The sequence below is a fragment of the Streptomyces sp. NPDC058295 genome (assembly GCF_042880655.1).
GTDB lineage: Bacteria > Actinomycetota > Actinomycetes > Streptomycetales > Streptomycetaceae > Streptomyces > Streptomyces coriariae.
This window is the reverse complement of the sequence record NZ_JBHVYO010000004.1, coordinates 39762-65724: the sequence shown is the minus strand read 5'-3', so window position 1 is coordinate 65724 and position 25963 is coordinate 39762. Positions and strand designations below refer to the sequence as shown.

27 protein-coding genes and 2 pseudogenes are annotated in these 25963 nt (G+C 68.0%); 15 read left to right on the top strand and 14 right to left on the bottom strand.

What is annotated here, in order from left to right; all coding sequences use genetic code 11:
- Positions 1-55: 55 nt before the first annotated feature.
- From modB to ACFVYS_RS05765, 3 genes and pseudogenes are all read right to left on the bottom strand, one after another.
- Positions 56-916: a molybdate ABC transporter permease subunit gene (gene modB / locus ACFVYS_RS05775; protein WP_389499211.1), complete on the bottom strand. Its 861-nt coding sequence runs from the start codon at positions 914-916 to the stop codon at positions 56-58.
- Positions 913-1734 carry a molybdate ABC transporter substrate-binding protein gene (gene modA, locus ACFVYS_RS05770; RefSeq protein ID WP_389499209.1) on the bottom strand — a complete coding sequence of 274 codons (822 nt, stop codon included), beginning with the start codon at positions 1732-1734 and terminating at the stop codon, positions 913-915. Before modA ends, modB begins: the two co-directional genes overlap by 4 nt.
- Positions 1735-1794: 60 nt before the next feature.
- A pseudogene (locus ACFVYS_RS05765) lies at positions 1795-2173 on the bottom strand (molybdopterin-binding protein).
- Positions 2174-2358: 185 nt separating this feature from the next.
- Between ACFVYS_RS05765 and ACFVYS_RS05760 the strand changes: the two are divergent.
- Together ACFVYS_RS05760 and ACFVYS_RS05755 are read left to right on the top strand one after the other, a co-directional pair.
- Entirely contained in the window at positions 2359-2505 is a 147-nt protein-coding gene (locus tag ACFVYS_RS05760) for a hypothetical protein (protein WP_389499207.1), read from the top strand.
- Positions 2475-3008: pseudogene (locus ACFVYS_RS05755) on the top strand (hypothetical protein). Before ACFVYS_RS05760 ends, ACFVYS_RS05755 begins: the two are co-directional and overlap by 31 nt.
- A 166-nt stretch (positions 3009-3174) precedes the next feature.
- On the opposite strand, the gene ACFVYS_RS05750 reads toward ACFVYS_RS05755, so the two are convergent.
- From ACFVYS_RS05750 to ACFVYS_RS05735, 4 genes are all read right to left on the bottom strand, one after another.
- The gene (locus ACFVYS_RS05750) at positions 3175-3570 is read right to left on the bottom strand and encodes a molybdopterin-binding protein (protein ID WP_389499205.1); all 396 of its coding nucleotides are present in this window, start codon (positions 3568-3570) and stop codon (positions 3175-3177) included.
- A gap of 234 nt (positions 3571-3804) precedes the next feature.
- Entirely contained in the window at positions 3805-3975 is a 171-nt protein-coding gene (locus tag ACFVYS_RS05745) for a hypothetical protein (protein ID WP_389499203.1), read from the bottom strand.
- Positions 3976-4309: 334 nt separating this feature from the next.
- Positions 4310-4486: an STAS domain-containing protein gene (locus ACFVYS_RS05740; RefSeq protein ID WP_389499201.1), complete on the bottom strand. Its 177-nt coding sequence runs from the start codon at positions 4484-4486 to the stop codon at positions 4310-4312.
- A 164-nt stretch (positions 4487-4650) separates the two neighbouring features.
- Positions 4651-5070: an FKBP-type peptidyl-prolyl cis-trans isomerase gene (locus ACFVYS_RS05735; protein WP_389499199.1), complete on the bottom strand. Its 420-nt coding sequence runs from the start codon at positions 5068-5070 to the stop codon at positions 4651-4653.
- A gap of 216 nt (positions 5071-5286) precedes the next feature.
- On the opposite strand from ACFVYS_RS05735, the gene ACFVYS_RS05730 reads away from it, so the two are divergent.
- The 5 genes from ACFVYS_RS05730 (at position 5287) to ACFVYS_RS05710 (ending at position 7684) form a co-directional block, all read left to right on the top strand.
- The gene (locus ACFVYS_RS05730; RefSeq protein ID WP_389499512.1) at positions 5287-5604 is read left to right on the top strand and encodes a hypothetical protein; all 318 of its coding nucleotides are present in this window, start codon (positions 5287-5289) and stop codon (positions 5602-5604) included.
- A gap of 314 nt (positions 5605-5918) precedes the next feature.
- Positions 5919-6023 carry a putative adhesin gene (locus ACFVYS_RS05725; RefSeq protein WP_389499197.1) on the top strand — a complete coding sequence of 35 codons (105 nt, stop codon included), beginning with the start codon at positions 5919-5921 and terminating at the stop codon, positions 6021-6023.
- Between the two features lie 27 nt (positions 6024-6050).
- Positions 6051-6464 carry a DUF4279 domain-containing protein gene (locus ACFVYS_RS05720; RefSeq protein ID WP_389499195.1) on the top strand — a complete coding sequence of 138 codons (414 nt, stop codon included), beginning with the start codon at positions 6051-6053 and terminating at the stop codon, positions 6462-6464.
- Positions 6465-6543: 79 nt separating this feature from the next.
- Complete coding sequence (locus ACFVYS_RS05715) at positions 6544-6918, top strand: hypothetical protein (protein ID WP_389499194.1); 375 nt, start codon at positions 6544-6546, stop codon at positions 6916-6918.
- A gap of 415 nt (positions 6919-7333) precedes the next feature.
- Positions 7334-7684, top strand: a complete 351-nt coding sequence (locus ACFVYS_RS05710; RefSeq protein ID WP_389499192.1) for a hypothetical protein — start codon at positions 7334-7336, stop codon at positions 7682-7684.
- 175 nt (positions 7685-7859) lie between these two features.
- Here the strand turns inward: ACFVYS_RS05710 and ACFVYS_RS05705 are convergent, their stop codons facing one another.
- The 6 genes from ACFVYS_RS05705 to ACFVYS_RS05680 all read right to left on the bottom strand — a co-directional run bounded on the left by ACFVYS_RS05705 (position 7860) and on the right by ACFVYS_RS05680 (position 13638).
- Positions 7860-8684 (bottom strand): hypothetical protein, encoded by an 825-nt coding sequence (locus tag ACFVYS_RS05705; protein ID WP_389499191.1) that lies wholly within the window; start codon positions 8682-8684, stop codon positions 7860-7862.
- 323 nt (positions 8685-9007) lie between these two features.
- Positions 9008-9691: a hypothetical protein gene (locus ACFVYS_RS05700; protein ID WP_389499189.1), complete on the bottom strand. Its 684-nt coding sequence runs from the start codon at positions 9689-9691 to the stop codon at positions 9008-9010.
- Between the two features lie 486 nt (positions 9692-10177).
- Positions 10178-10435: a hypothetical protein gene (locus ACFVYS_RS05695; protein WP_389499187.1), complete on the bottom strand. Its 258-nt coding sequence runs from the start codon at positions 10433-10435 to the stop codon at positions 10178-10180.
- Positions 10436-10890: 455 nt separating this feature from the next.
- Entirely contained in the window at positions 10891-12420 is a 1530-nt protein-coding gene (locus tag ACFVYS_RS05690; RefSeq protein ID WP_314224592.1) for a UDP-N-acetylglucosamine 1-carboxyvinyltransferase, read from the bottom strand.
- 64 nt (positions 12421-12484) lie between these two features.
- Positions 12485-12685, bottom strand: a complete 201-nt coding sequence (locus tag ACFVYS_RS05685; protein ID WP_327185563.1) for a DUF4236 domain-containing protein — start codon at positions 12683-12685, stop codon at positions 12485-12487.
- 38 nt (positions 12686-12723) lie between these two features.
- Complete coding sequence (locus tag ACFVYS_RS05680; protein WP_389499185.1) at positions 12724-13638, bottom strand: class I SAM-dependent methyltransferase; 915 nt, start codon at positions 13636-13638, stop codon at positions 12724-12726.
- Between the two features lie 156 nt (positions 13639-13794).
- On the opposite strand from ACFVYS_RS05680, the gene ACFVYS_RS05675 reads away from it, so the two are divergent.
- From ACFVYS_RS05675 to ACFVYS_RS05650, 6 genes are all read left to right on the top strand, one after another.
- Positions 13795-14394, top strand: a complete 600-nt coding sequence (locus ACFVYS_RS05675) for a TetR/AcrR family transcriptional regulator (RefSeq protein WP_389499183.1) — start codon at positions 13795-13797, stop codon at positions 14392-14394.
- Positions 14395-14789: 395 nt separating this feature from the next.
- Positions 14790-15365, top strand: a complete 576-nt coding sequence (locus ACFVYS_RS05670; RefSeq protein WP_389499181.1) for a hypothetical protein — start codon at positions 14790-14792, stop codon at positions 15363-15365.
- A gap of 149 nt (positions 15366-15514) precedes the next feature.
- Positions 15515-18232 (top strand): aconitate hydratase AcnA, encoded by a 2718-nt coding sequence (gene acnA / locus ACFVYS_RS05665; RefSeq protein ID WP_389499179.1) that lies wholly within the window; start codon positions 15515-15517, stop codon positions 18230-18232.
- Positions 18233-18607: 375 nt separating this feature from the next.
- Positions 18608-19333, top strand: coding sequence for a response regulator transcription factor (locus tag ACFVYS_RS05660; protein ID WP_389499177.1), 726 nt, complete (start codon positions 18608-18610; stop codon positions 19331-19333).
- A 245-nt stretch (positions 19334-19578) separates the two neighbouring features.
- Positions 19579-21006: an ATP-binding protein gene (locus ACFVYS_RS05655; RefSeq protein ID WP_389499175.1), complete on the top strand. Its 1428-nt coding sequence runs from the start codon at positions 19579-19581 to the stop codon at positions 21004-21006.
- Between the two features lie 334 nt (positions 21007-21340).
- On the top strand, positions 21341-22405 hold the full coding sequence (locus ACFVYS_RS05650) for a lytic polysaccharide monooxygenase (protein WP_389499173.1): 1065 nt from the start codon (positions 21341-21343) through the stop codon (positions 22403-22405).
- A 380-nt stretch (positions 22406-22785) separates the two neighbouring features.
- On the opposite strand, the gene ACFVYS_RS05645 is transcribed toward ACFVYS_RS05650, so the two are convergent.
- The gene (locus ACFVYS_RS05645; RefSeq protein ID WP_389499171.1) at positions 22786-23778 is read right to left on the bottom strand and encodes an acetylxylan esterase; all 993 of its coding nucleotides are present in this window, start codon (positions 23776-23778) and stop codon (positions 22786-22788) included.
- A gap of 271 nt (positions 23779-24049) precedes the next feature.
- On the opposite strand from ACFVYS_RS05645, the gene ACFVYS_RS05640 reads away from it, so the two are divergent.
- Both ACFVYS_RS05640 and ACFVYS_RS05635 read left to right on the top strand, forming a co-directional pair.
- A complete protein-coding gene (locus ACFVYS_RS05640; RefSeq protein WP_389499169.1) occupies positions 24050-25042 on the top strand; it encodes an ABC transporter permease in 993 nt (330 codons plus the stop codon).
- Complete coding sequence (locus tag ACFVYS_RS05635) at positions 25039-25953, top strand: carbohydrate ABC transporter permease (RefSeq protein ID WP_389499167.1); 915 nt, start codon at positions 25039-25041, stop codon at positions 25951-25953. The genes ACFVYS_RS05640 and ACFVYS_RS05635 overlap by 4 nt, the downstream gene beginning before the upstream one ends.
- The last annotated feature ends 10 nt before the right edge of the window (positions 25954-25963 follow it).

Below are 25963 nucleotides of genomic sequence, written 5' to 3'. Positions count from 1 at the left end.
TGGACGTCGGTGACGGCCCGGGAGCCGGCCGCGGTCTCCTCGGGCTCGGGATCGGTCATCCGGCCGTCATCCAACGGTCGCGCAGGCCCGCCAGCACCGCGACGGACACGGCCAGCAGGACCAGGCTGAGGGCGATGGCGGCCTCCGGGTCGCTCTGAAGGGCCAGATACACGGCCAACGGCATGGTCTGGGTGCGGCCGGGGAAGTTGCCGGCGAAGGTGATCGTCGCGCCGAACTCGCCGAGCGCCCGGGCCCACGCCAGGACCGCGCCGGCCGCGATGCCCGGCGCGATCAACGGCAGCGTGACCCGGCGGAACGCGGTGAAACGGGAGGCGCCGAGGGTGGCGGCCGCCTCCTCGTAGCGCGGGTCGGCGGCGCGCAGCGTGCCTTCGACGCTGATGACGAGGAACGGCATGGCGACGAACGCCTCGGCGACCACGACCCCGGCGGTGGTGAACGGCAGCGTGACGCCGAACCAGGAGTCCAGTGTCTTGCCGACGATGCCGTTGCGGCCCAGCGCCATCAGCAGCGCCACACCGCCGACCACCGGCGGCAGGACGAGCGGCAGGGTGACGAGGGCCCGGACGAGGCCGCGCCCGGGGAACTCGACCCGGGCCAGCAACCAGGCCAGCGGCACGCCGACGACCAGACTCACGGCGGTGGCGGCGGTGGCGCAGACCAGCGACAGCTGGAGTGCCTGCCACACCTCGGCGCTGGTCAGCAGCTCGGGCAGGCTGCGCCACGGGGCCCGTACCAGCAGGGCGATCAGCGGCACGACCAGAAACGCCACGCCGATCAGCGCGGGCACCAGCAGGGGCAGCGGCACGCCGCGCACCTGGGCCCTGACACGCCGGCGCCGCGGCCCACCCCGGACGGTGTCGGCCGCGACGTCGGACCTGTCGGTCGGGAGGGTCACGGCTGGAGGAACCCGGCCTCGGTCAGGACCTTCTGGCCCTCGGCGGACTGCACCAGCGCGATGAACGCCTTGGCCGCGTCGGTGTTCCGCGCGTCCTTGAGCTGGACGATCGGGTAGTCGTTGATGGCGTCGGCAGACTCGGGGAACTCCACGCCCTCCACCTTGTCACCCGCGGCGTGCACATCCGTCTTGTAGACGACGGCCGCGTCGGCCTCCTTCAGCTCCACCTTGGTCAGGGCGGCCTTGACGTCCTGCTCGTAGGAGACGGGGGTCAGCTTCAGCTTGCTCGCGTCGAGGGCCTTCTGGGCGGCGGCGCCACAGGGCACCGTCTTGTCGCAGAGCACGACCTTCAGGCTCGACTTGGTGAGGTCCTCGAGGGTGGCGATCTTGTCGGGGTTGCCCGGCAGGGTGGCGATCTCCAGCTGGTTGCGGACGAACGTGGCGGGCGTCCCCGAGGCGTCCCCCGCATCTGTGACGATCTTCATCGTCTTGGGGCTGGCGGACGCGAACACGTCCGCCGGGGCACCGCCGGTGATGCTCGCGGCGAGGGAGTCGCTGCCGCCGAAGCTGAAGGTGACCCTCGTGCCGGCGTGCGCCTTCTCGAACTCCTTGCCCAGCGTCGTGAAGCTCTCCTTGAGGGAGGCCGCGGCGAACACGGTGACCGTGCCGGACAGCTGGTCCGACGCGGACGCGGAGGAGCCCGAGTCGGTCGACGAGGAGTCGTCGGACGACGAGCAGGCACTCAGGGCCAGCAGCGCGGTGACTCCCAGGGCGGCCACCTGCATCGTTCGGCCGGTCCGGCGGACGGTACGGGTCATCACGGGTCCACTCCCTCTGGTCCTGACGGACACAATCACGTCCTGGTCCTGACGGACCATTCACGGTCTCTCGACGACCACGTCGGTCGACTTGATCACGGCAACCGCCGGAACACCGGGCTCCGGCTCCAGTTCGTCGGCCGACTCGCGGCTGACCAGCGCCACCACCCGGAACGGTCCGGCCTGGATCTCCACCTGCGCCGACACGTCGCCGAGAGCACGTCGGTGACGATGCCGGAAAGGCGGTTGCGGGCCGAGGAGCCGGTGGACCCCCCTCCCGCACGGTGCACCTGCCGGGCGTAGGCCGCGAGGGCCGGCCCCGGGATGATCCGGCGGCCCAGCTCGTCGCGTTCGGCGGTGGGTTTCCCGCCAAGCGCCTCACGGTGTCGGCGCTGACACCGAGTAAGGCAGCAGCGTCCCCGATCCGGTAGGTGTGCATGCGCTGATGATACTGCCGCAGATGCAAGGTGAAAGTCTCCTGTGGCTTCGCATGAGCTGGAACCAGGATCGGCAGGGGTGGCATGTGCGTTTGCACGGCAGACGGGTCCGGGTACGGTCATCCAGGAGGTGGTAGCCCGTGACCCGGTCCCTCGCAGCCGCCGGTACGACCGCCAAGTACGGCCGGTGAAGCAGATGCTGAAGCGGTTGCTGAAACAGCCGACGAAACTGTTGCTGAAGCAGCCGCTGAAACCATCGCTGAAACCGTTGCTGAAACAGCCGTCGGTACGGCTGTCGGCCCGGTGGCGGAACTCGTCCTCGCCGGCGATCTGACCCGGCCGGCCACACTCACCGTGCCCGATCTGCTCGGCCGGCCGCCGCAGCATCAGGCCGAGGTGACCTTCGAATGCGCCACCAGCGGCGTCCGGCACCACCGCTTCACCGGACCGCTGCTGCACGAGATCCTCGTGGACGCCGGCCCCGGCTTCGACCCGGTCCGGCGCAGGACCGTCTGCGCTTCCTGATCGCGGTGTCCGGCGCGGATGGTCACCGCGCCCTGCTGTCCTGGGCGGATCGCCCCCGACTTCGGGCGCGCGCCGGTCCTCCTCACGGTCACCACCGACGACTCTCCGCTCGACGGCTCCGGACCGCAGCTCGTCCTTCCGCAGGACCGCTGCGGGGCCCGACACATCAGCGGCGTCAGCACGATCAGCGTGGACGGCGGCTACACCACATGGGCGGGACACCGAGCGATACCAGCGCCGCGGCGACGGGGACAAGGACGGCGACGATTACGACGAAGCCGAGAATCGCGACGAAGCCGAGAATCGCGATGAAGCCGAAGATCGTGGCGAAGTCGAGCATCGCGACGAAATCGAGGCACTGGCCGAGCAAGCTGCGACGGGCGGCGCCGGGGTGTGCCCGGCACGGGCCCGGCGGCCGACGTCCGTTCGGTCACCGCCACGTTGCGCGAACGGTGGCGGCCACGGCTGCTCCGCGCTCTCAGGTCCGGTCGATGTGCACGTTCGTCGACTTCACCCGGGCGGTGGCCTCCACCCCGACCTCCAGCCCCAGTTCCTCCACGGCCTCCCGCGTCAGCAACGACACCAGCCGGTGCGGCCCGGCCTGGATCTCCACCTGGGCGGCGACATCACCGAGCTTCACGGCCGTGACAATGCCGGGAAACGCGTTGCGGACCGAGGTGTACGAGGCACCCTCCTCGCCGCCACCGCTCTTGGCCAGCTCCACGGAGAAGGCAGCCAGATCCCGGCCGTCGATGAGGCGCCGTCCGCCCTCGTCCCGGTGCGTGGCCACCCGGCCCGCGTCCGCCCACCGTCGCGCGGTATCCGGACTCACCCCGAGCAGACGCGCCGCCTGGCCGATCGTGTAGGACTGCATAGGCGCCAAGATAGGCGATCAACGGCCACCCGACCGTGCGCAGGGGTGCGCATGCGCATCCCCCGACGCCGGGAAGAGCCCAGGCCCGGTTCCCCTGAGCTTCGGAGGCTCCGAACCGCGAAGCTCCACGGCTCACATGACGTTCACCGTGAACCGGATGATGCTGCGGGCAATGCCCAACGCCGCCGTGGTGGGGAAGCCCCGCGCCCATTCCCGCAGTGCGGACACCAGTACTCATCCGATCTCGTCCAGTGCGAACGAGTCCGCGCACGGGTCTGCCTCTCCGTCCACGGTCGTCACGGGCCAGACGATGTCCTCGGCAAGCCGCAGCAGGATGAACGCTAGCTCCAGGTCCGATTCCGCCCGCCCGGCGGCAGCGGCGTCGCCACCCATCTGCAGCGCCAAGAGGTAGTCGAAGCCCTGGTCTACCTGCTCGGGCGCACTCCGGACGTCGGGTACTGGACCTGCGACGGCACGGCCGCCGAAGCGCGGCGCTTCTGCGCGCTCGCCCTCGGACCCGTCACATCATGGAAGTCCACCGTGCCGCCTGTGAACGTCGCGCCGAAGGTCACCTAGCTGTCGGAGAACGTCGTCTTGTGGAAGTTCAGACATGGGTTGGTAGGAGCTCGCCTGGCCCTGGCTCAGGCAGCTGCTGCCTCCAAGGACGTGGGCAGCGTGGGGAACGCGGACTGTTCGTCGAAGAGTTCGTGCTTCTGGAGGCAGTGGTAGAGCTGTCCGATCATGCGGTGAGGGCGTTGATGCCGCTGGAGTCCATGAAGGTCACGCCGCTGAGGTCCACCACGGTCCGCGGCCGCGTCACGCTGCCGTAGGACAGCAGGGCCTCGGTGAGCTCATTTTTTTTCGTGACGGCGTGATCGGTCTCGCCGCGCAGAGGGACCATCCGAACGTCGTCCACGGCGGTGTGGTCGATCGACAGGCCGGGCCGGGCCGGGCTGCTCCGTGGGGGCGACCTGAACGGGTTTCGGTCCGTTCCAAGAGCTCTCGTGACGGCCCGCGAGTCCCCTGGCAACAAGTACATGGCAGCGACGGGGTGTCCCGTCTTCCTCAGAGGCGCCAGGCTCAGGCCGAGCCGGTCGAGCCCGGGCTCGCTCCGGCGGGCCCGCCCACGACCGAAAGCAGGTCCACGACGAAGATCAGTGTCGAGCCCGCCGGGATCAACGGAGACGGCGACTGCCTGCCGTATCCGAGACGCGGGGGAACGATGATCTCGCGTCGGCCGCCGACCTTCATTCCCCTCACACCCCGGTCCCAGCCTTTGATGGCCCTGCCACCGCCCACAGCGAACTCGAACGGCCGGTCCTCCTCCCAGGAAGAGTCGAACTCTCTACCGGACGCGAACGTGACACCCACATAGTGAACCCGGACGACCCGGCCCGGCTGTGCCTCGGCTCCATCCCCGACCACGAGGTCCCGGATCGTCAGCTCGGTGGGCGCACCACCCTCCGGAACCTCGATTCTGGGCTTCGTCAGTTCGCTCATCACGGTCCCATCGCTCGCCACCGGAACCCCTCGCACGGGCCGGCCGGACACATGGACCCTCCATGCGGCAGACGATCACGCTACCGGCAATGCCCACACGCCACCCCCGAGTGAAGCTGACCAAGCCCTACTGTCATGAGCCGGGGTGTGGCTCGGCGTCTCGATCCGCTTGTGCCTTATCCCGGCAGCACAGATCTCTCCTGGAAAACTCGCTGCATGAAGTGCGAGACGGTCCTGGATCCAGGTCCGACACTGCACAACATCCGTGGTTCGCAGGGAGGATGCGCCACCTGCGCAGAGCGCGGCACAGACCCCACAAAGCCCGGCTATCTCTACCTCGTAGTTCACGACGGCCACCAAGACCTGTTCGCGTCGGTGGACGCCGTGCTCCAGGAGGAGCCGCAGCTCCCGCCCCTGGCGGAGCGCGCCTGGCTGCGTGATGCCGCCGGCATCACGCAGGCCCGCCTCGCGGCCGCGCGTCGGACGGCGCTGTGCATGACTGGGATAAATGAAGGCGATGGTGGCTTGAGGTAGAGCATGATCTGCCGGGCGAAGAGGGACGCGGATACGGGCGTGGGTGTCGATGGTGCCGACGTGTGGCACGAGCGGCTGGGGTGGGCGTTCGGGCTGAACGCAAGCGATCCGGCTGAACGTGCTGCGGCGCTTGTCCGTCTGGCTGACGCCGAGAGGAACACCCAGGACGCTCTGGATCGGTACAACAGGGCGTGGCGTCGCAGGTATCCGCTGGGACAGCAGGCGGCGCCCAGAAACTACCTGAAGGCCCTGAGGTGTTCGCTGCCAGGTGGTGAACGAGGAGCCGCACCTGCCCCGGGACCGGATGTTTCAGTGTGTTTGAGAATTCGACGACCGTCGGCCAACGAGCCACGCTGCAAGATCTATTGGAGCCAGGCATGGGAAATGTTCACTGGGCGGCGTGCCGCGAGATTACGTAGGATGTCTCGACCTGTGAGGAACCATACATGGATGTAGTAAAGAAGCGCGACTGGGTATTGACAGATGTGACAGTCATGATCAGTGGAGGGAATCTCCAGCCCGGGGAGATGACGTCCCTTCTCGGGCTGGAGCCCACTGGCGTGCGCAACCCGGGTCCCAGCAAATGGGCTCGGCCGGGCGACGTCGACGGACTGTGGAGTATCAGCTGCGACGAGCACGTCAGCCGGGACTTTCACGAGCAGATGAACAACATCCTTTCCATCATGGAAAGCAAGCGGACCGAGCTCGCGCAACTGGCCGGACGGGGGTATGAGGTGACCGTCGAAGTGTATGGATTCGCCGGGAACGCTTGCACTCTCGCCCTCCAGCCGGAAGAACTCAAGCGAATCGCACTCCTGGGATTCCCTCTCCGGGTCGCGGCCAATATGAACGAACGCTGAAAGAACGGTCATGGAAACTGGAGCGAATTTGAAGCCGTGGGCTAACTTGAGCACGTCCCTGGTTGTCTGAGGTCGGGAAGTGGATTCCGCCTTTCTGCGTGCCGAGTTGCAACTCGCCGCCAGTGAAGAGTTCTCTTCGTCCGACGGTGTGGACATCTATTCCGGCCCCGGCTGGGCTACGCTCACCGTTGACGAGCGGCACTCAGAAAGCGCCGACGAACAGGCCGTGGAACTCATCGGACTCCTCAGCCCCCGCAAACCGGCGCTCGACGCGCTGAAGGAGGCGGGCAAAACGGTGAAGGTCGATGTTTCAGGCATCGCCGAGTCAGGTACGGGACTCCACATCTCGCCGGCCGTTCTTGCAGGTCTTGCAGAGTTGGGAGTGCCTGTCACCTTTACGACGGTCCGGGAATCCGGGGACGACGAGGAAGACCCACTCGCCTGGCTCGGCTGACTCCCCGGGTGGCTGAGCCCGGCCATGGCCCCATATTCGCGTTCAGGTGTCGGTGGCATCCCACTTGGCGACGAACCGGCCCGAAGCTCGGCTCGCTCATCCTCTACGGCGACAGCGCACGCAGCGCCGGAACCGGATCTCCGGCGGTGCCTTCGCTGAGGAAAGCGATGTGGCCGTTGCAGCCGCGAGCCGCTCCAGCTCCCTCACCGCCCCGGCCGGATACGTCGAATACCTCAACGGACTCATCGACGAGGAGACCGCCCCTACAAGCTCGAACCCCTCGCCCAGGCCAGCGGCATGACACCCTCCGGGATCCGCACCGCCTACACGAGCAGCGAGATCCAGACCGTCGCCCGCCAGATCGGCCGCGCCCCCGACGGCCGCCGCTCTCGCCCCCGACTGCCCCGGAGCCCGCATGACCGGCCACGCCGAGGGCCATCGTGTGCACCGAGCGCGGATCGGCGGGCGCCAGGCGAGCGGCGATATCGTCGATGACGGCGAGCACGTCGTCGGTGTACGCCTGCTTGGTCCCGTTTGCGCTGCGCCCGATCTCATTGAGGAGTGCCTCGAGGGGAAAGACGCGCGCAAACCGGTCGAGGCCGACGCTCCGCGAGCGCGCTGTTGTCCAGGGCCGCGGTACCAGGTCCTCGCCCGTACACCGATCGGCTTCGCCTTCACCCGGCTCGCCGAGGACGCCCTCGAGGACCCCGGCGCCTTCACGTTTCATGCGACTGCTGGAGCTCCCGGACCGCGACTTGGTGGCTGACGTCACCAACCAGTTCCGAGCAGCCGCCCGCAGCCCCCTCCAAGGCCTGCGCGCCCGTACTGGGCCCGAGGACTGCGTCGGTCGGCCGACGTTCGCCGGCCCAGATCACTGCTAACGCCGACCTCGTTCCGTCGGAGGCGTGTGCCTTGGAGGTTGTCACGCCCACCGACCCCCGCTACTCCGGTCGGCGTTCGGGCTCCTCGAAGGCCGGGCTTGAGAAGTCGGGACTGGTGAAGTCCGGACGGTTGTAGCCGAGGTGGGGCATGCGACCGGTCGGCGTCGGGGCTGCTGGACTGTGCGGTGCTGCCGTACCTGCATGCGCGAGCGCCGCTTGGAAGGTCGGCGCCTCCTGAAGGAACGGCAGGAGGCCGCGTTCCAGAAGAGCTTGGTGCCAGGCCTCCCTGGCCCGGGCCACTTCACCGCCCGACACGCGGTTCGCACCGGTGTCGGGAGAGGGCCCGTTGTGCAGGGCGGTGAACAACAGGCCGACGGTGGCGATGAGGACCGCCGCTGCGGTCGTGGCGCCGAACACCCAGCCGGCGGTGAGCATGGTCTTGGCGAGCGCAAGCTCGGGGTTGAGCAGCTTGAGGATGTAGCCCGCGAGCAGGAAGATCGCGGTGGCTGTCGCGGCAAGGAGCGAGCTGAGGATCGCGGCGCCAAAGACGGCTCCTCCGTCTTCGGCTACCTCGCCCAGGGGGGTTGCGAGCCCCTTCGCGTCCGTATCCCGTTTTGCGGAGCCGGGTTCGCGGACAGGTGAGGGGGTGGGCGACGGCGGATGGCGCAGTTCCTCGCGGACCTTCACGTAGTGCTGATATTCGGGCGCCGCGGCCGCCGTGATGAGTGTGGTGGCGTTCAGCGCCATGGTGCGCAGCTGTTCGGGGTTGAGCCGCTTATCGACAGCGGTCAGTTCCGGGCGGGTAGGGGCGGAGCGCAGCACCTCGTCGAGGATTCGCTCGTACTCGGGGCGGTCCTCGTCGAGCAGGTGGGGAAGACTGTTCATGCGGCCTGTAGCGCGCGGCCGTTGTGGTCCGTTGCGGTCGGCCGGGGACGGGGCGCGAACCGGCTCGGGGGCGTTGTTCCGACGGTCGTCGGCCGGGGGCGCTTCCACGGCTCCGGTGTTGGATTTGCCGGAAGCCGGGAGCGCGGCAGGTGTGATGGAGGTTGCTGGAAGGCCCGGACGCACTCGGATCCCAAGGACTGAGGCCAAGAGACGTCGCCGAAGGGTGAGGCTGAGCCGCTGTTCCACCGTCGGTGGGATGGGTCCTGGGCGGCCGACGCCCAGAACACTCGCGGCGACACGCGTAGTCCAGGAGGGGCGAACCATCACGTCGTCCCCTCCTCTCTCAGGGGCCGCACGCGAGGCGGCGACGGTACATCGGGGCCGCTGCGCCCGGCCGCCGGTTCGTTCACGGCATCCGTCGGCCGACCGTTTGGCTGCGCCTGCAGGCCGTCTCCTCGTCTCTCGGCCCGGATTGACTCGCTGGGGTGCACGAATGTCAGCGGAGGCGCCTGGGGTTGGGGCTGTGCCACCATCGAGGAACCGGGCGCTGTGGAAGGCACCGGGAGCTCGGGAGCGACCGAATCACGGCCTGCCGGGGGTTCCATCATCGCGCCGCCGGGGACCATGTCCGGCGGAGGGCCGCCTGCGGTGAGCGCGTCGCTTACCGACTGGACGCGGCCGAGCTGAGTCAAGATGACCGGTGCTGAGATCCCGACCACGATGGCGGCGTACGCCCCGCTGATCTGTCCTGTGGTGCCGAACAGTACTGCGGCGGCGGCGCCCAGGCCGCTGTGGACCACCGCTGCGACAGGGTCGCCGACCGGGTCGAAGTACTGCTGGAACCGTGGTGGTTCGTTCTCCTGGCCGGATGATAATTGTCGGTGGGCGCGGCGGTCCGACTGCCAGTCAAGAAATCGGGCGTAGACGTCGAGGAGCCCACGCAGCACGCCTCCTGCAGCCCCTAGCAAGATCAGCATCGGCACCGTCACGTTGTCCCCCGGCAGCACATGGGAGGGGCTTCTTCCTCTGCCCCATGCCATTGAGCGTAGAGCCACCCGCACTGTCCCAGAAGGGGATCGGAGACTACTGCCCGCCCACGATCGCGACCGGACCAGTGCAGGCCATCGCGCTTGCGGCCCAGACTTAGTCGCTCTTGGAGCGGTTGGAGCTGCTCGAGACCGCCTGGCTGTTACGAGCAGTCGAACCAGTGCCCGATGGGGCGCTCAGGACAGATACGGCACTCGAAGAGGTAGACGCCTCCGGCGTCGCCGAGGCACAGTTCGGCGGGGTTGTGGGCGTCGTTTTCCATCGTCGGCAGCCCGATTCGTTCTCGTCGACTCGGTCCTTCTCGGGAAGCCAAAACGGAGCGCTCAACACCAGCCCCAACCGACAGTTGGAGTCAGCGCTTAGAGCGTCCACCGAGCCCGGAGCGGTTCATGAGTCCCCGGCACCTTGCCGCCGGGGACTCATAACCGATCAAGGCCAACGGAGTTCTAAATTCGGGATTCCCCGGCGGTCCCGAATTCCCTCACGAAATCTTCGAGCAGTTGAAGCATTTCCCTCTCCGACCAGTAAGGCGTCCCTTCCCATGGGCGATATAGGGACATCCCCTCTGCAAGAAATTCAACCACTTCAGAATCTAGGAAATGCTCGACGGTAAAGCCTTCCATGGGCGCCACGAAATCTATTGATCGATCTTCGCCGGAGATGAATTTGTGGGCCATTTCGAGAATCTCCTCCAGAGGGTTCACGGAATATCAAAGCCCCTGGGGATCGTTGCGGTGATTATATGATTCGGCGGCGGGCGCGTCGGTCAGCAGGTCGCCGACCCGGACGTGGGGGTCAGCCGGATGATCGAAGGAGCGCCGGTGCTCGTGGAGGTCCGGGCTGGAACTGGCCGTAGCGGTGTAGTGCGCTTGATGCGCGTGCGCGGCGAGGACTGAACTCCGAATCTCAGGAACGCCAGTGGCACCGTCGGTGCGGACATTGCGAGGCCCCTTTGGCAAGCACTCTCTGTGAAGGCTGGCGGATACTCAGATATCTCTGATACATCGTCACCAATTTGAGAGCATCTTGCACGCGCGTTGCACAAGGTGATGAAAAACAGCGATGATCAATGGAGGATCCAGCAAGTTTGTAACAGCAGGTCGGCAGGCATTTAGGAGTGTCGTGCCCCTCATCTCCTAGGGGCACGACACTCCGCCGATCAGATGTCCCGGAAGATCTCGATCTGCGCCCCGACGGAGTTCAGCCGCTCGGCCAGGTCCTCGTAACCGCGGTTGATGACGTACACGTTGCGCAGCACCGACGTGCCCTCCGCCGCCATCATGGCCAGCAGCACGACCACCGCGGGACGCAGGGCCGGCGGGCACATCATCTCGGCGGCCCGCCAGCGCGTCGGGCCCTCGACCAACACTCGGTGCGGGTCGAGGAGTTGGAGCCGTCCGCCGAGCCGGTTCAGGTCGGTCAGGTAGATCGCGCGGTTGTCGTAGACCCAGTCGTGGATGAGGGTCTTGCCCTGCGCGACGGCCGCGATGGCCGCGAAGAACGGGACGTTGTCGATGTTCAGCCCGGGGAACGGCATCGGGTGGATCTTGTCGATCGGCGCTTCCAGCTTGGAGGGCCGGACCGTGAGGTCGATCAGACGGGTGCGGCCGTTGTCGGCCGGGTACTCCGGCGTGCGGTCGTGGTCGAGCCCCATCTCCTCCAGGACCGCCAGCTCGATCTCCAGGAACTCGATGGGCACCCGGCGGACCGTCAGCTCCGACTCCGTGACGACGGCGGCGGCCAGCAGGCTCATCGCCTCGACCGGGTCCTCGGACGGCGAGTAGTCGACGTCGACGTTGATGTTCGGCACGCCGTGCACCGTGAGCGTGGTGCTGCCGATGCCCTCGACCCGTACCCCGAGTGCCTCCAGGAAGAAACACAGGTCCTGGACCATGTAGTTGGAGGAGGCGTTGCGGATAACGGTTACCCCGTCGTACCGGGAGGCGGCCAGCAGAGCGTTTTCGGTAACCGTGTCCCCGCGCTCGGTCAGCACGATCGGCCGGTCAGGGCGGACGGCGCGGTCGACGACGGCGTGGTACTGCCCTTCCGTCGCCGCGACCTCCAGACCGAACCGGCGCAGCGCGATCATGTGCGGCTCGATGGTCCGCGTACCGAGGTCGCAGCCACCGGCGTACGGCAGCTTGAAGTGGTTCATCCGGTGCAGCAGCGGACCGAGAAACATGATGATGGAACGGGTGCGTACGGCGGCCTCGGCGTCGATCGCGGCCATGTCCAGCTCGGCCGGCGGCACGATCTCCAGGTCGACACCGTCGTTGATCCAACGGGTCCGTACGCCGATGGAGTTCAGAACCTCGAGGAGGCGGTAGACCTCCTCGATCCGGGCTACCCGACGCAGCACCGTGCGCCCCTGGTTGAGCAGCGAGGCGCACAGCAGGGCCACGCAAGCGTTCTTGCTGGTTTTCACGTCGATCGCGCCGGACAGCCGGCGGCCGCCCACCACCCGCAGGTGCATCGGTCCCGCATAGCCCAGAGAGACGATTTCACTGTCCAGGGCTTCACCGATTCGAGCGATCATCTCAAGGCTGATGTTTTGGTTGCCTCGCTCGATGCGGTTGACGGCACTCTGGCTGGTTGCGAGCGCCTCGGCCAGCTGCGCCTGTGTCCAGCCCCGGTGCTGTCGGGCGTCACGGATGAGCTTGCCGATGCGTACGAGGTAGTCGTCTGCCATGGGGTTGAGGTTATCTCAGATATGAGATGGCACCTCTTGGGGGGCTCATTCGGGTGACGTCTCGTCAATGGTGCCTGTCCTTACGGGTACGCCGCCACCCGAAAGGTCCGGGCAAATCAACCGATGTCGTACGACGTCCGGTGCTGCTGTGCGTGTGACGCGGTCCGTGCTTGCCGCCGCCGGTCGTGATCGACCAGGAACGGCGATTGATGTTGAGTCGCACCCCGGGGAGGATGCGGAAACTCTTGCGGAAGGTGAGGGGCATCGAGCCTCCTTCGTCGCGTGGCGTCCGTTCGCACACGTCTACCCCGACTTGGCGGGCCCATGACCGCTGCGCCTCCAATACCCCTCACCATGAGGCTCGTTCGGGACGTCGACGCCCCGAACGGCCGTCACCACCACGGTCGCGTACGGTGCGGTGAAGCTGCCGCCCCTCGCGTCGATCGCCGCCCCGACCCCGGCCAGCACCTCCGCCACCTGGTCGGACGGAAGGTGGGTGAGGATGCCGTGGGTGCGCATCTGGTCCAGCCACGCGTCCCGGGTGTAGGTCCACTCCCAGTCGAACCGCCACTGCTCCGGCTCGCCGAACCCGTCCGTCTCCCTGATGGCGTCGGCGGCCTTCGTGGCCAGCGCCTGATGGCCGTCCGTGCCGGGCCGCATGGCCGCCCCGAGGTCGACCGGCGAATCAGGCACCACTCGCCGGTAGGCGACGGTCAGCGCCGTCGTCAGATCGTCAGGGAGCCGGGGCACGTTCCAGAAAGCGGCGAGCCGTCCGCCCGCTCGCAGTGCCCGTGCGGCCTTCGCGGCCCCCCTGACCGGATCGATCCAGTGCCATGCCTGGCCGGCGACGACGGCATCGAAGGCGCGGCCCGCCGGCTCCCACGACTCGAACGTGGCGATCTCGGCCTCCACCCCGTGGATGCGGGCCTCCTCGGCCATCCTCTCGTCGGGCTCGACCCCGAGCACCAGGCAGCCGACCGCCTGGAGTTGCCGGGCGACGATCCCGGTGCCGCAGCCGACGTCGAGTACGCGCAGGGGTTCGGCCCCGGACCGGTCGGCGACGATCCGCTCGATCAGCGGAACGGGATATCGGGGACGGGTCCGGTCGTAGCGTCCGGCGTCGACGCCGAAGGACTCGGCCATCTGCCGATGCGTGTGAGGCTGGGCTCGGGACTGGGCATGGGGCTGGTCGCCGGAGGGCGTGGGTAAAGTGGGCATGCGCCCACTCTAGTGGGCGCATGCTCACTCGCCACAATAGGGCGAGGTCGCCGAGTATCCGCTTGAGCAACAGACCGCTCGACCGGCAGACCGTCCTGCCGACCGGCCGATCGAGTAACCGACCGACTGCGCAATCGAAAAAGGAGACCGCGACTCATGGCGCCGACCGGAGTGGCTATCCGCGATGTTCGCGAGCAACTGTTCGAGGCCGCCGAGCGCGTCCTGCTACGGGACGGGGTGACCGCGCTGACCAGCCGGGCGGTCACCACTGAGGCGGGTTGCGCCAAAGGCGTGCTGCACCGTCACTTCGCCGACTTCGACGCGTTCCTCGCCGAGCTCGTCCTCGACCGCATCGGCGGCCTCCGGCTCCGGGCGGAGGGCCTGTGTGAATCCGCCGGGACCGGCACGGTCGTCGCCAATCTCGCCGTCGTCCTGGCCGACCTGTTCGGCTCGGTCGCCGTGGCGATCGTCGCCCTCGTCATCTCCCGCGACGAACTGCGCGCCCGTCTGCGCGCCGCCGGCTCGAAGGGCATCCCGCTCCTCACCGAGGCGGCGGCCGTGATCGCCGCCTACCTCACCGCCGAGCAGGCCCACGGCCGCATCGCGCCGGACGCCGACGTCGACACCCTCGCCCCCACCTTGATCGGCGCGACCCACCTGCTCTTCGCGAGCGCGAGGAACACCGAGCCGCCGGCGATGACGGAGGTCGTGAAGGTCGTGACGGCGGTGGTGGGCGGGGTGGTGCGCGAGGGCTGAGAGCTGAGGGCCCAGGCGTGAGGGCTGAGAGACGAAGGGGGAGGGCTGAGAGACGAAGGGCGAAGGGTGGGGGCTGAGGGGTGAGCGAGCTGTGGGGCCTTCGATCAGGCTGACTCGGCGATCGGCCGGGTGGTCTCGGCTCTCGGTCGGGCGAGAGGGTGTGAGGTGTTGCGCCGCAGCATGCCGCCGACCCGCTCGCCCGTCGAGGATCCGCACCTGCCTCGGGCACGAGCCCGGCCAGGTCGCACGGTTGTCGTCCTGACGGCGCCGGAGGTTCCGTTCGGCCGGCTGATCTCCGTACGCACCCGTGGGGGAGCCTCCCTTCCGGGAGGACGGTTCGGATCCTTTACGGCCGGGAGGGGCCGGATCGGAGCGGCCGGACGGAAACTGGTTTCGTGAGCGAGCAGGGGTACGCGCGGATCGAGCGGGAGAGACGGTTTCTGCTGGCCGTTCCTCCGTCACCTTCGTCGATAACGGTTACCCGGCTGATCCGGGACCGCTATCTGGAGGGAACGCGGTTACGGCTCAGACGAAGCGAATGCCCGGACACCGGATCCCGGGTGCTCAAGCTCACGCAGAAGGTGCCCGCGAACCAGCCGGGCGCCGTCCAGGGACTGATCACGAACACCTGTCTCTCCCAGGCCGAGTACGACCTCCTCGCCTCACTGCCGGCGGCGGTGCTGTCCAAGACACGGTTCAGCGTGCCGCCCCTGGGTGTCGACGTCTTCGAGGGTCCCTTGGCGGGCCTGGTTCTCGCAGAGGCGGAGTTCTCGGACGACCAAGAGGCGCTGGCCTTCGTGCCGCCCGCGCAGTGCGTGGCCGAGGTCACGGACGACGTGCGCTTCACCGGCGGCATACTCGTCAGCGCTTCCCGGCGGGAGCTGTCGGCCTGGCTGGCCGAGTACGGCATCCGGCTTTCCCCGGGAGCGGACAGCGAGCCCGGGCATGACCATTCAGCCCCCATGTACTAGAGTTATCTCGACATCGAGATATCTGCCGAGGCGCCCCGCAGCCGCCACCCCAGTAAGGGTTACCTAACTTAGCCTGGCCTTAGCGGATCGGCCAAGTCTGCGTGGCGGCAGGATGCGGTGGTAAGCGCACATCAATGAAGGAGACTGTCGTGTCGGCGAACAGCTTCGACGCCCGCAGCACGCTGCAGGTGGGCGACGAGTCGTACGAGATCTTCCGGCTGGACAAGGTGGAAGGCTCGGCTCGCCTTCCGTACAGCCTGAAGGTGCTGCTGGAGAACCTGCTCCGTACCGAGGACGGCGCGAACATCACCGCCGACCACATCCGTGCGCTCGGCAACTGGGACTCCCAGGCCCAGCCGTCGCAGGAGATCCAGTTCACGCCGGCCCGCGTGATCATGCAGGACTTCACCGGCGTGCCCTGTGTCGTCGACCTCGCCACCATGCGTGAGGCCGTCAAGGAGCTCGGCGGTGACGCGGCGAAGATCAACCCGCTGGCCCCGGCCGAGCTCGTCATCGACCACTCCGTCATCGCCGACAAGTTCGGCACCAACGACGCCTTCGCCCAGAACGTCGAGCTGGAGTACGGCCGCAACAAGGAGCGCTACCAGTTCCTGCGCTGGGGCCAGACCGCGTTCGACGAGTTCAAGGTCGTCCCGCCGGGCACCGGCATCGTCCACCAGGTGAACATCGAGCACCTCGCTCGCACGGTCATGGTCCGTAACGGCCAGGCCTACCCCGACACCCTGGTCGGCACCGACTCGCACACCACCATGGTCAACGGTCTCGGCGTCCTCGGCTGGGGCGTCGGCGGCATCGAGGCCGAGGCCGCGATGCTCGGGCAACCGGTTTCGATGCTGATCCCGCGCGTCGTGGGCTTCAAGCTCACCGGTGAGCTCACCCCCGGTACCACCGCCACCGACCTCGTGCTGACCATCACCGAGATGCTTCGCAAGCACGGTGTCGTCGGCAAGTTCGTCGAGTTCTACGGCGAGGGCGTCGCCGCCACCTCGCTCGCGAACCGCGCCACCATCGGCAACATGTCGCCGGAGTTCGGCTCCACCGCCGCGATCTTCCCGATCGACGACGAGACGCTGAAGTACCTCAAGCTCACCGGCCGCTCCGAGCAGCAGGTCGCGCTCGTCGAGGCGTACGCCAAGCAGCAGGGCCTCTGGCTGGACCCGCAGGCCGAGCCGGACTTCTCCGAGAAGCTCGAGCTGGACCTCTCCACGGTGGTCCCGTCCATCGCCGGCCCGAAGCGCCCGCAGGACCGCATCGTCCTCGCGAACGCCGCCGAGCAGTTCAAGACGGACGTGCTCAACTACGTCGACTCCGCCGACGAGGCGGGCAAGGAGTCCTTCCCGGCCTCCGACGCCCCGGCCAACCACCCCAACGGCGCCCCGTCCAACCCGGTCACCGTGACCGCCCCCGACGGCTCGACGTACGAGATCGACCACGGCGCGGTGACGGTCGCGGCCATCACGTCCTGCACCAACACCTCCAACCCGTACGTCATGGTCGCCGCCGCGCTCGTCGCGAAGAAGGCCGTGGAGAAGGGCCTGACCCGCAAGCCGTGGGTCAAGACCACGCTCGCCCCGGGTTCGAAGGTCGTAACCGATTACTTCGACAAGGCGGGTCTCACCCCGTACCTCGACAAGGTCGGCTTCAACCTCGTCGGCTACGGCTGCACCACCTGCATCGGCAACTCCGGCCCGCTGCCGGAGGAGGTCTCCAAGGCCGTCAACGACCACGACCTCGCGGTCACCTCGGTCCTCTCCGGCAACCGGAACTTCGAGGGCCGGATCAACCCCGACGTCAAGATGAACTACCTGGCCTCCCCGCCGCTGGTCGTCGCGTACGCCCTCGCGGGCTCCATGAAGGTGGACATCACGCGCGACGCGCTCGGTGTCGACCAGGAGGGCAAGCCGGTCTTCCTGGCCGACATCTGGCCCTCCGAGGCCGAGGTCAACGACGTCGTGGCGAACGCCATCGGCGAGGACATGTTCAACAAGTCCTACAAGGACGTCTTCGCGGGCGACGCCCAGTGGCAGGCGCTGCCGATCCCGACCGGCAACACCTTCGAGTGGGACGCCGAGTCGACCTACGTCCGCAAGCCCCCCTACTTCGAGGGCATGACGATGGAGACCACCCCGGTCTCCGACATCGCCGACGCGCGCGTCCTCGCCAAGCTGGGCGACTCGGTCACCACCGACCACATCTCCCCGGCCGGTGCGATCAAGGCCGACACCCCGGCGGGCAAGTACCTCACCGAGCACGGCATCGAGCGACGTGACTTCAACTCCTACGGCTCGCGCCGAGGCAACCACGAGGTCATGATCCGCGGCACCTTCGCCAACATCCGCCTGCGCAACCAGGTCGCGCCGGGGACGGAAGGCGGTTACACCCGCGACTTCACCCAGGCCGACGCGCCGGTGTCGTTCATCTACGACGCCTCGCGCAACTACATCGAGCAGGGCATCCCGCTGGTCATCCTGGCCGGCAAGGAGTACGGCTCCGGCTCGTCCCGCGACTGGGCCGCCAAGGGCACCGCGCTGCTCGGCGTCAAGGCCGTCATCGCCGAGTCCTACGAGCGCATCCACCGCTCGAACCTCATCGGCATGGGCGTCATCCCGCTGCAGTACCCGGCGGGCCAGTCCGCCGAGACCCTCGGGCTGACCGGCGAGGAGGCCTTCTCCATCGCCGGCATCACCGAGCTGAACGACGGCACCACCCCCGCCACGGTCAAGGTCACCACCGACACCGGCGTGGAGTTCGACGCGGTCGTCCGCATCGACACCCCCGGTGAGGCGGACTACTACCGCAACGGCGGCATCCTGCAGTACGTGCTGCGCAGCCTGATCCGCAAGTAACCGATCGGGCAAGCGGTTCCGCAAACGATCGAGCAGCGGTTCAGCAAGCGGTAGGACAAGCAGCACGGCACGGTAGTGGAGGGCCGCATCCCCGTCAGCGGGGGTGCGGCCCTCCGCCGTGCCGACCGGACGCCGAGCCCCGTGGTCGACCAGTGCCGATGCCCCTTTCCATCACGGCCGTCCGCGGGCAGTCGGCGGGCGGTCGGCCGGCGGTCAGAGGGCAGTTGGTCGGCACTCGGCGGCCCCCGCCCGGGGCCCGGGACAGAAAGTCGTGCGCCGCCATGGGTCGGCCCGGGTGGGAAGAATCCCGGTTCGCACGGCTTCGGCTCAGTCGGAGCACAGGGTTCCCTCAGCCAACCGGGACAGGATCAGGACATGGCTGGCATCTCCGGTACCCGAAGCGGACGGGTCCGCGTTCTGATCGTCGACGACGAGCCCGCGCTCACCGAAGTGCTCTCCGTGGCCGTCACCGAGGCGGGCTGGCGCCCCTACCCGGCCGCCGACGGACACAGCGCGCTCAGGATCGCGCGCGGCTGCGCACCGCATGCCGTCGTCCTCGACGGCATGCTGCCCGACCTGGACGGCATCCAGGTGCTGCGCCGTCTGCGCTACGAGAACCCCGAACTGCCCATCCTCATGCTCACCGCCCGCGACGCCCTGGAGTTCCGCATCAACGGGTTGGCGAACGGGGCCGACGACTACGTCACGAAACCGTTCTCACTGGAGGAGGTCGTGCTGCGACTGCGCGGACTGCTGCGCCGGTCCGGCGCCGAACGGACCCGCACCGACGACTCCGTACGCGTCCTCGGCGACCTGGTGCTGACCGGCGAGTCCCGTGAGGTGCACCGGGACGGTTCGCGGATCACCCTGACCGCCAAGGAGTTCGAACTGCTCAGCCTGCTGATGGAGCACCCGCGGCAGGTCCTGAGCAAGACCCAGATCCTCGACCATGTCTGGACCAGCTCCTTCGACGGCGGCGGAAACCTCGTCGAGGTGTACATCTCGAGCCTGCGCCGCAAGCTCGACCGCGGCCGCCCACCCATGATCCACACGGTACGGGGGCTGGGGTACGCCATCAGGCCGGTTGGGGACGGAGGATGAGTATCCGTCCGAGTAACGTCCGCCCGCAGGGCGCCGGTTTGAGGGATGTCCGTCCGACCGATGCTCGTGCAGTCGACGCCCATCCGACAGACGCCCGTCCGACCGACGTCAGTCCTGGCGATGTCCGTCCCGAGGATGTCGGCCCGTGGGACTTCCGTAGGGCGGATGCCCGTCCGCGGGGCGGTTCCCTGCGCACTCGTCTCCTGATCTTCATCAGCGTCGTTCTCGTCGCCGTGTGCGCCGTGATGGCACTCACCACCGTTTTCGCACAGCGCGCCTACCTGCTGGGCAACCTGGACGACCGTGTCACCAATGCCTCGGAACGCAGCCTGGGCGGCGCCTCCCTCCACCCGGACCTGACGCGGGACCTCACCTTCCTCAACGAGAGCGGCCACCCGGCCGGGATGCTGGCCGCCCGTCTGGACGCGGACGGAACCGTCCTCGCGGCGGCGACGGTGGGCCAGGACGCCCCGCCACAGAACCTCACGGAAACACAGATCGAGGCCCTGAAAGGCATCGCGACCGACGGCGGCCTGCACACCAGGACGGTCCCCGGCCTGGGCATCTACCGCTTCACCGCGCTCGACAACAACGGTGTACGCGTTCTCACCGGGCTCCCGATGGACGACGTCCAGGACATGATCAGCGGCCTGGTGGTAGTGGAAGCGGTCGTCGCCGCGGCGGGACTCACGGTCGCCGGCTGCGTCTGCGCAGTGGTCATACGACGCCAACTGCGCCCCCTCGGCAGGGTCGCCGCCACCGCCGTCGAGGTCTCGCACGCCCCGCTCTGCCACGGCGAGGTAACCGGTCTCACCCGGGTTCCCGAACGGGACACCGATCCCGGCAGCGAGGCGGGTCAGGTGGGCGCCGCCCTGAACCGCATGATCGACCACGTGGAGTCCTCGCTCGCCGAACGCCAGCGCAGCGAGGAGAGGATGCGCCGCAGCGAGGAACGCATGCGCCGTTTCCTGGCCGACGCCAGCCATGAACTGCGCACCCCCCTCGCCTCCATCGCCGGATACGCGGAGCTGATGAACCGGGGCACGGACCGCATCGAACCAGGACTGGCCTGGCGCCGGGTGACGGCCGAGTCGGCGCGTATGACGGGGCTGGTGGAGGACCTGCTGCTGCTCGCCCGGCTGGACGAGGGCAGACCGCTGCAATCGGCCGAGGTGGACCTCGCGGCGCTCGTGGCCGAGACGGTGTGGGACGCCCGGGCCGCAGGCAGCGGACACGACTGGCAACTGGAGCTGTGCCTCGACGAGGCGCCCCTGGTCCTCGGTGACGAGGCCCGCCTCCACCAGGTGGTCGCCAACCTGTTGGCCAACGCACGTGTGCACACTCCCGTTGGCACGCGTGTCGTGGCGGTGGTGGAGGCACGACGGGGGATGTGCGCGGTGCGTGTCCGGGACGACGGCCCCGGCATCCCGCCCGATCTCCTCCCGACGGTCTTCGAACGCTTCACCCGCGCCGACGCGTCAAGGGCCCGCGCCACCGCGGGCAGCGGCGCCGGCCTCGGCCTCGCCATCGTCGCGGCGATCACGTCGGCCCATGGCGGTCACATCGACGTGCACAGCGAACCGGGTCGCACGGAGTTCACGGTGGAGCTGCCGCTTGCGGGGGAGACCGGCGTGGACGCCCTGACCTGGAGTCCACGGGTGTCGGTGCGATGAACTGAGCGCCGCCGAGGTGCTCGCGTCGGCAAGCCCCGCCACACCACCCGGGGACTCCCCTCAGCCCGATCACCACGCTCAGCCGCCCCGTGCTGCTCGGCTACGTTTCGCAGCAGCGCCGTACGCGCCCGTTTACAAGTGGGCCGTACGGCGCTACCTTCCGCCACAGGTGAAGTGGGAGCGCTCCCACATCTGCTCGCGTCCGGCGGACCGGAACCTGTCGGGCTCGAGTCCGGGAGGCTCCCGCTTCACGCCCCCACACCCGCATCCGCAGTGCACCCCATGCACGCACGGTCCGTACACGGAAGGCGGACTCATTGCCATGCAAACTGTCATGATCACGCCAAAGTCGCGGTCGAGGTTACGCACCCGAGCCCTCCTCCTCGTCCTCCTCGCCCTGCTGGCCACCGTCCCCGCCCTGGGCCTGATCGTCACGACCGGCGGCAGGGCCGAGGCTCACGGCACCCCCATGAAACCCGGCAGCCGCACGTTCCTGTGCTGGCAGGACGGGCTGACCGACACGGGTGAGATCAAGCCGGTCAACCCCGCCTGCAAGAACGCACAGCAGGTAAGCGGTACCACGCCGTTCTACAACTGGTTCTCGGTGCTGCGCTCCGACGGGGCCGGCCGCACCCGCGGCTTCGTACCGGACGGGCAGCTGTGCAGCGGCGGCAACACCAACTTCACCGGTTTCAACGCGGCCCGCAGCGACTGGCCGCTCACCCATCTCACGTCGGGCGCGAGCGTCGACTTCTCCTACAACGCCTGGGCCGCGCACCCGGGTTGGTTCTATGTCTATGTGACCAAGGACGGCTTCGACCCGACCCAGACCCTCACCTGGGACGCGATGGAGAGCCAGCCCTTCCTTTCCGTCGACCACCCGCCGCTCAACGGCAGTCCGGGCACGGTCGAGGCCAACTACTCCTGGACCGGCCAACTCCCGGCGAACAAGTCCGGTCGGCACATCATCTACATGGTCTGGCAGCGCTCGGACAGTGCCGAGACCTTCTACTCCTGCTCCGACGTCGTCTTCGACGGTGGAAACGGCGAGGTAACCGGCATCCATGAACCGGGCAACCCGACCGAACCCGTTCCCGGTACCTGCACCGCCACTCGGCGGACGACCAACAGCTGGACCGGCGGCTACCAGTCCGAGGTGACCGTCACCAACTCCGGCGACGTTCCGATGCTCGGCTGGATGGTCGACTGGACGCTGCCCGGCGGTCAGTCGGTGGCCAGTCTGTGGAGCGGCAACGCTACCTACAACGGGCAGGCGGTGATGGTCCACAACGCCGACTGGAACGGCTCGTTGAGTCCGGGCCAGAGTGCGACGTTCGGATACGTCGTCTCCGGTTCGGGCGGCGACAGTGCGACGAGCCTTCCCTGCCGGGTCGGCTGAGCGTCAGCAGCTCAGGGCGGGCCCGGTGGGTGGTGAGCCGCACACCCACCGGGCCCGCGAGCCGGGCCTGCCCCAAGGGGGGAGCGGGGCGGTCCGGGGTGTCCCCGCCCGGACGGTGCCACGAGCGGGGATCGCGATGCGACAACGTTGTCTGAACGTCGTGGACGATCCTACCGGGTCAACGCGTGTAGGAGCCAACCGACTTGGCCAGGGGTTGGCCGGGAATCGCCTGCCGGTGCCCAGGTGCCTTTGCACGTTCTCGTGCAGGGAGGGCGTGGGATTGCTTCGGCCCGACACGTGGAGTCCCCCCACCGCATCGCCCGGATCGGCGGGACGCACAGCACCGGCTGTCGCGAGCGGGTGGCGACGTGATGCGGATGTCAGCCGCTCAACGTCGCCGCGAGCCAGTGGAGTTGGCGTGCCACCTGCGCTTCCTCGCCGCCCTCGTGACCGTTGAACGGATACGCGTACATCTCCCTCCGGGGATCGGCGCCGCCGCTCAGCTCCCCGTACCGGTTGAACGCGGCGTACGCCCCGCTCGGCGGGCAGACCGTGTCCCGCAGGCCGGTGCCGAAGTGGGCGGGGGCCTGGGCGCGTCGGGCGAAGGAAACACCTTCCATGTAGGAAAGCGTGCGGTAGGCGGTTTCTTCGGAGCCTCGGTGGACGGAGAGGTAGGTGGCGATCTCGCCGTACGGACCTGCGTCGGTGAGGTCCAAGGCCCGCCGGATCCCGCACAGGAGCGGCGCCGTGACCAGGAGGGCGGCCAGGTCGGGGACCAGGCCCGCGACAGCGAGGGCGAGTCCGCCGCCCTGACTGTTGCCGGCGGCGACCGTTCGGGTGGCGTCGACGCCGGGTAGCGCCCGAGCCGCCGTCACCGCTCGTACCGCGTCCGTGATCAGACGGCGGTAGTGGTAGTCGTGCGGGGACCTGAGGCCGCGAACGGCCGGACCGGGGCCGCCGGGCGCGGTGGCGTGCGGGTCGGGGGTGGCGCCCCCGTCGCCGTACTGGTCCCCCTGGCCGCGGTTGTCCATCAGTAGATGCGCGTAACCGGCGTTCACCCAGGTAAGACGCTCGTGGGGGAGACCGCGGCCACGTCCGTAGCCGACGTATTCGACGACCGTCGCAAGCGGTTCCCGAGCGCCTGCCGGCAGGCTGAACCAGGCGCGCACCGGATCCCCCGCGAAGCCCCGGAACGTCACGTCCCAGGTATTCGTGAGGCGGAGACCGGTTTCGACGGGTTGCACGGACACCAGCGGGGCCGGCTGCCCCGCCTCCTTCAGAGTGTCCCTCCAGAAGGCGTCGAAATCGTCGGGCTCGTCGGGTTCGGGGCGGTGTCGTTCCAGCTCAGGCAGCGGCAGGTCGAACGCGGGCACGGGGGCACCTCGCAGGGGTTGTGGGCGATCGATCGTTGCGGAGGCCAGACAGAAATTTGCGGTGGACCGTAGCACTCAACTTCCCGGTTCTACCCCGCCGGTGACGGAATCCAACACCGTGCGTCGTCCCACCAGTCCGCCGTGCAGCACCCATTGACAGCGCTTTCCATGAGCCCTTACGTTGCCGCAGAGTTACCGGTAAGGGCACGAAAGTTTCGAGATCACGCGCTGTGAATCGAGTGTTTCGAAGAACGCCCCGGGAGGCCCGAGCATGAGCACCTCCACCACATCGGCCCCACCCCCAGGAACGCAGGACCCGCCGCCCAAGGCCCGGCACGGTCCCGCACGTCCGGCCACCGCGCGCCGCGGCTGGCGGCGGGCGCTGCGCCGGGACTGGCAGCTGTACTCGCTGGCCGTGCTGCCGCTGCTGTTCTTCCTGGTCTTCCGTTACCTGCCGATGATCGGAAACGTGATCGCGTTCCGCCGCTTCGAACCCGGCGGTTCGATCCTGGGGGAGCAGTGGGTGGGGCTGCGCTATGTGCGGATGTTCCTGACCGACCCGACCTTCTGGCAGGTCTTCCGCAACACCCTGTGGCTCGGCGGACTGACGCTCGTGTTCTGCTTCCCCATCCCGATCGTCCTGGCACTGCTGCTCAACGAGGTGCGCCGACGCTCGCTGAAACGATTCGTGCAATCGGTTTCGTACCTTCCGCACTTCCTCTCGGTCGTCATCGTCGCGGGCATCACCATGCAGATGCTGGCCACGGACGGCCCGGTCAACCATGCGCTGGACTGGTTCGGCCACGATCCGGTCCGGTTCATCCAGGAGCCCGGCTGGTTCCGCACGATCTACGTCGGCTCGGAGATCTGGCAGACCGCGGGATGGGGCACGATCCTCTACCTCGCCGCGCTCACCACGATCGACGAAGACCTCTACGAGGCCGCCCGGATCGACGGCGCGAGCCGCTGGCGGCAGATCTGGCATGTCACCCTGCCCGGTATCCGCCCCACCATGATCACGTTGCTGATCCTGAACATCGGGACGTTTCTGGCGGTCGGCTTCGAGAAGGTCCTGCTGCTCTACAACCCGCTGACCTACCCGACGGCCGACGTGGTCTCGACCTACCTCTACCGGGCCGGCGTCGAGTCCAACAGTTTCAGCTACGCCGCCGCGATCGGTCTGTTCGAAGCGGTCATCGGGCTGGTGCTGGTCACCGGCGCGAACCAACTGTCGCGTCGCACGGTGGGGACGAGCCTGTGGTGAGCCTTCTGACGTCCCGTGCTCCGCGTCCGCGCACCTCCGTGAACCAGCCCACGCGTGGCTACCGCGTCTTCCAAGGCGTGAACGGCGTGATCCTCACCCTGGTCGTGCTGGTGACCCTCTACCCCTTCGTCAACATCATCGCCCGGTCGTTCAGCGGCGAACGTCAGATCCGCGCCGGTGAGGTGACCCTGTGGCCCGAGGGGTTCAACCTCACCACCTACAGAATCGTTTTCCAGGACTCGATGTTCTGGCGAAACTACGGAAACACCGTGCTCTACACGGTCGTCTCCACCGTCATCGCGATGACTCTGACGACCTGCTACGCCTACGTCCTGTCGAAGAGGAACCTCAAGGGGCGGGGCGTTCTCGTCGGCGTCGCCGTGTTCACCATGTTCTTCACCGGCGGGCTGATCCCGAACTACGTCCTGGTCACGAGCCTCGGCCTGAAGAACTCCGTCTGGGCTCTCGCGCTGCCCAACGCGATCAGCGTCTTCAACCTGCTGGTGATGAAGGCGTTCTTCGAGAGCCTGCCGACGGAACTGGAGGAAGCCGCGGAGATCGACGGTCTGAGCACCTACGGCATTCTGCTCAGGGTCGTGCTGCCGCTGTCCAAGGCGGTCATCGCGACGATGGTGCTCTTCTACTCGGTGTCCTTCTGGAACTCCTGGTTCTCCGCATATCTCTACATGGACCGGACCGAACTCATGCCGGCCACCGTCTATCTGCGCAACCTCATCTCCGGCGCCACCACGGGCGGCAACGCGGGCGCCGGTACGGAGCAGCTCAGTCAGGTGGGGGCCAACATCCAGGCGGTCACGATCGTCCTGACATCGCTGCCCATCCTCTGTGTCTACCCGTTCGTCCAGCGCTATTTCGTCTCGGGCGTGATGCTCGGCGCGGTCAAGGGCTGAGAGCCGTCCC

Coding starts and splice junctions, on each gene's coding strand:
- ACFVYS_RS05750 (WP_389499205.1), bottom strand. CDS start 3,570: ATGCAGTCCTACACGATCGGCCAGGCGGCGCGTCTGCTCGGGGTGAGT.
- ACFVYS_RS05650 (WP_389499173.1), top strand. CDS start 21,341: ATGATCACGCCAAAGTCGCGGTCGAGGTTACGCACCCGAGCCCTCCTC.
- ACFVYS_RS05690 (WP_314224592.1), bottom strand. CDS start 12,420: ATGGCAGACGACTACCTCGTACGCATCGGCAAGCTCATCCGTGACGCC.
- ACFVYS_RS05685 (WP_327185563.1), bottom strand. CDS start 12,685: ATGCCCCTCACCTTCCGCAAGAGTTTCCGCATCCTCCCCGGGGTGCGA.
- ACFVYS_RS05710 (WP_389499192.1), top strand. CDS start 7,334: ATGACCGGCCACGCCGAGGGCCATCGTGTGCACCGAGCGCGGATCGGC.
- ACFVYS_RS05675 (WP_389499183.1), top strand. CDS start 13,795: ATGGCGCCGACCGGAGTGGCTATCCGCGATGTTCGCGAGCAACTGTTC.
- ACFVYS_RS05720 (WP_389499195.1), top strand. CDS start 6,051: ATGGATGTAGTAAAGAAGCGCGACTGGGTATTGACAGATGTGACAGTC.
- ACFVYS_RS05680 (WP_389499185.1), bottom strand. CDS start 13,638: ATGCCCACTTTACCCACGCCCTCCGGCGACCAGCCCCATGCCCAGTCC.
- ACFVYS_RS05660 (WP_389499177.1), top strand. CDS start 18,608: ATGGCTGGCATCTCCGGTACCCGAAGCGGACGGGTCCGCGTTCTGATC.
- ACFVYS_RS05655 (WP_389499175.1), top strand. CDS start 19,579: ATGGCACTCACCACCGTTTTCGCACAGCGCGCCTACCTGCTGGGCAAC.
- ACFVYS_RS05735 (WP_389499199.1), bottom strand. CDS start 5,070: ATGAGCGAACTGACGAAGCCCAGAATCGAGGTTCCGGAGGGTGGTGCG.
- ACFVYS_RS05730 (WP_389499512.1), top strand. CDS start 5,287: ATGAAGTGCGAGACGGTCCTGGATCCAGGTCCGACACTGCACAACATC.
- ACFVYS_RS05705 (WP_389499191.1), bottom strand. CDS start 8,684: ATGAACAGTCTTCCCCACCTGCTCGACGAGGACCGCCCCGAGTACGAG.
- modA (WP_389499209.1), bottom strand. CDS start 1,734: ATGACCCGTACCGTCCGCCGGACCGGCCGAACGATGCAGGTGGCCGCC.
- ACFVYS_RS05640 (WP_389499169.1), top strand. CDS start 24,050: ATGAGCACCTCCACCACATCGGCCCCACCCCCAGGAACGCAGGACCCG.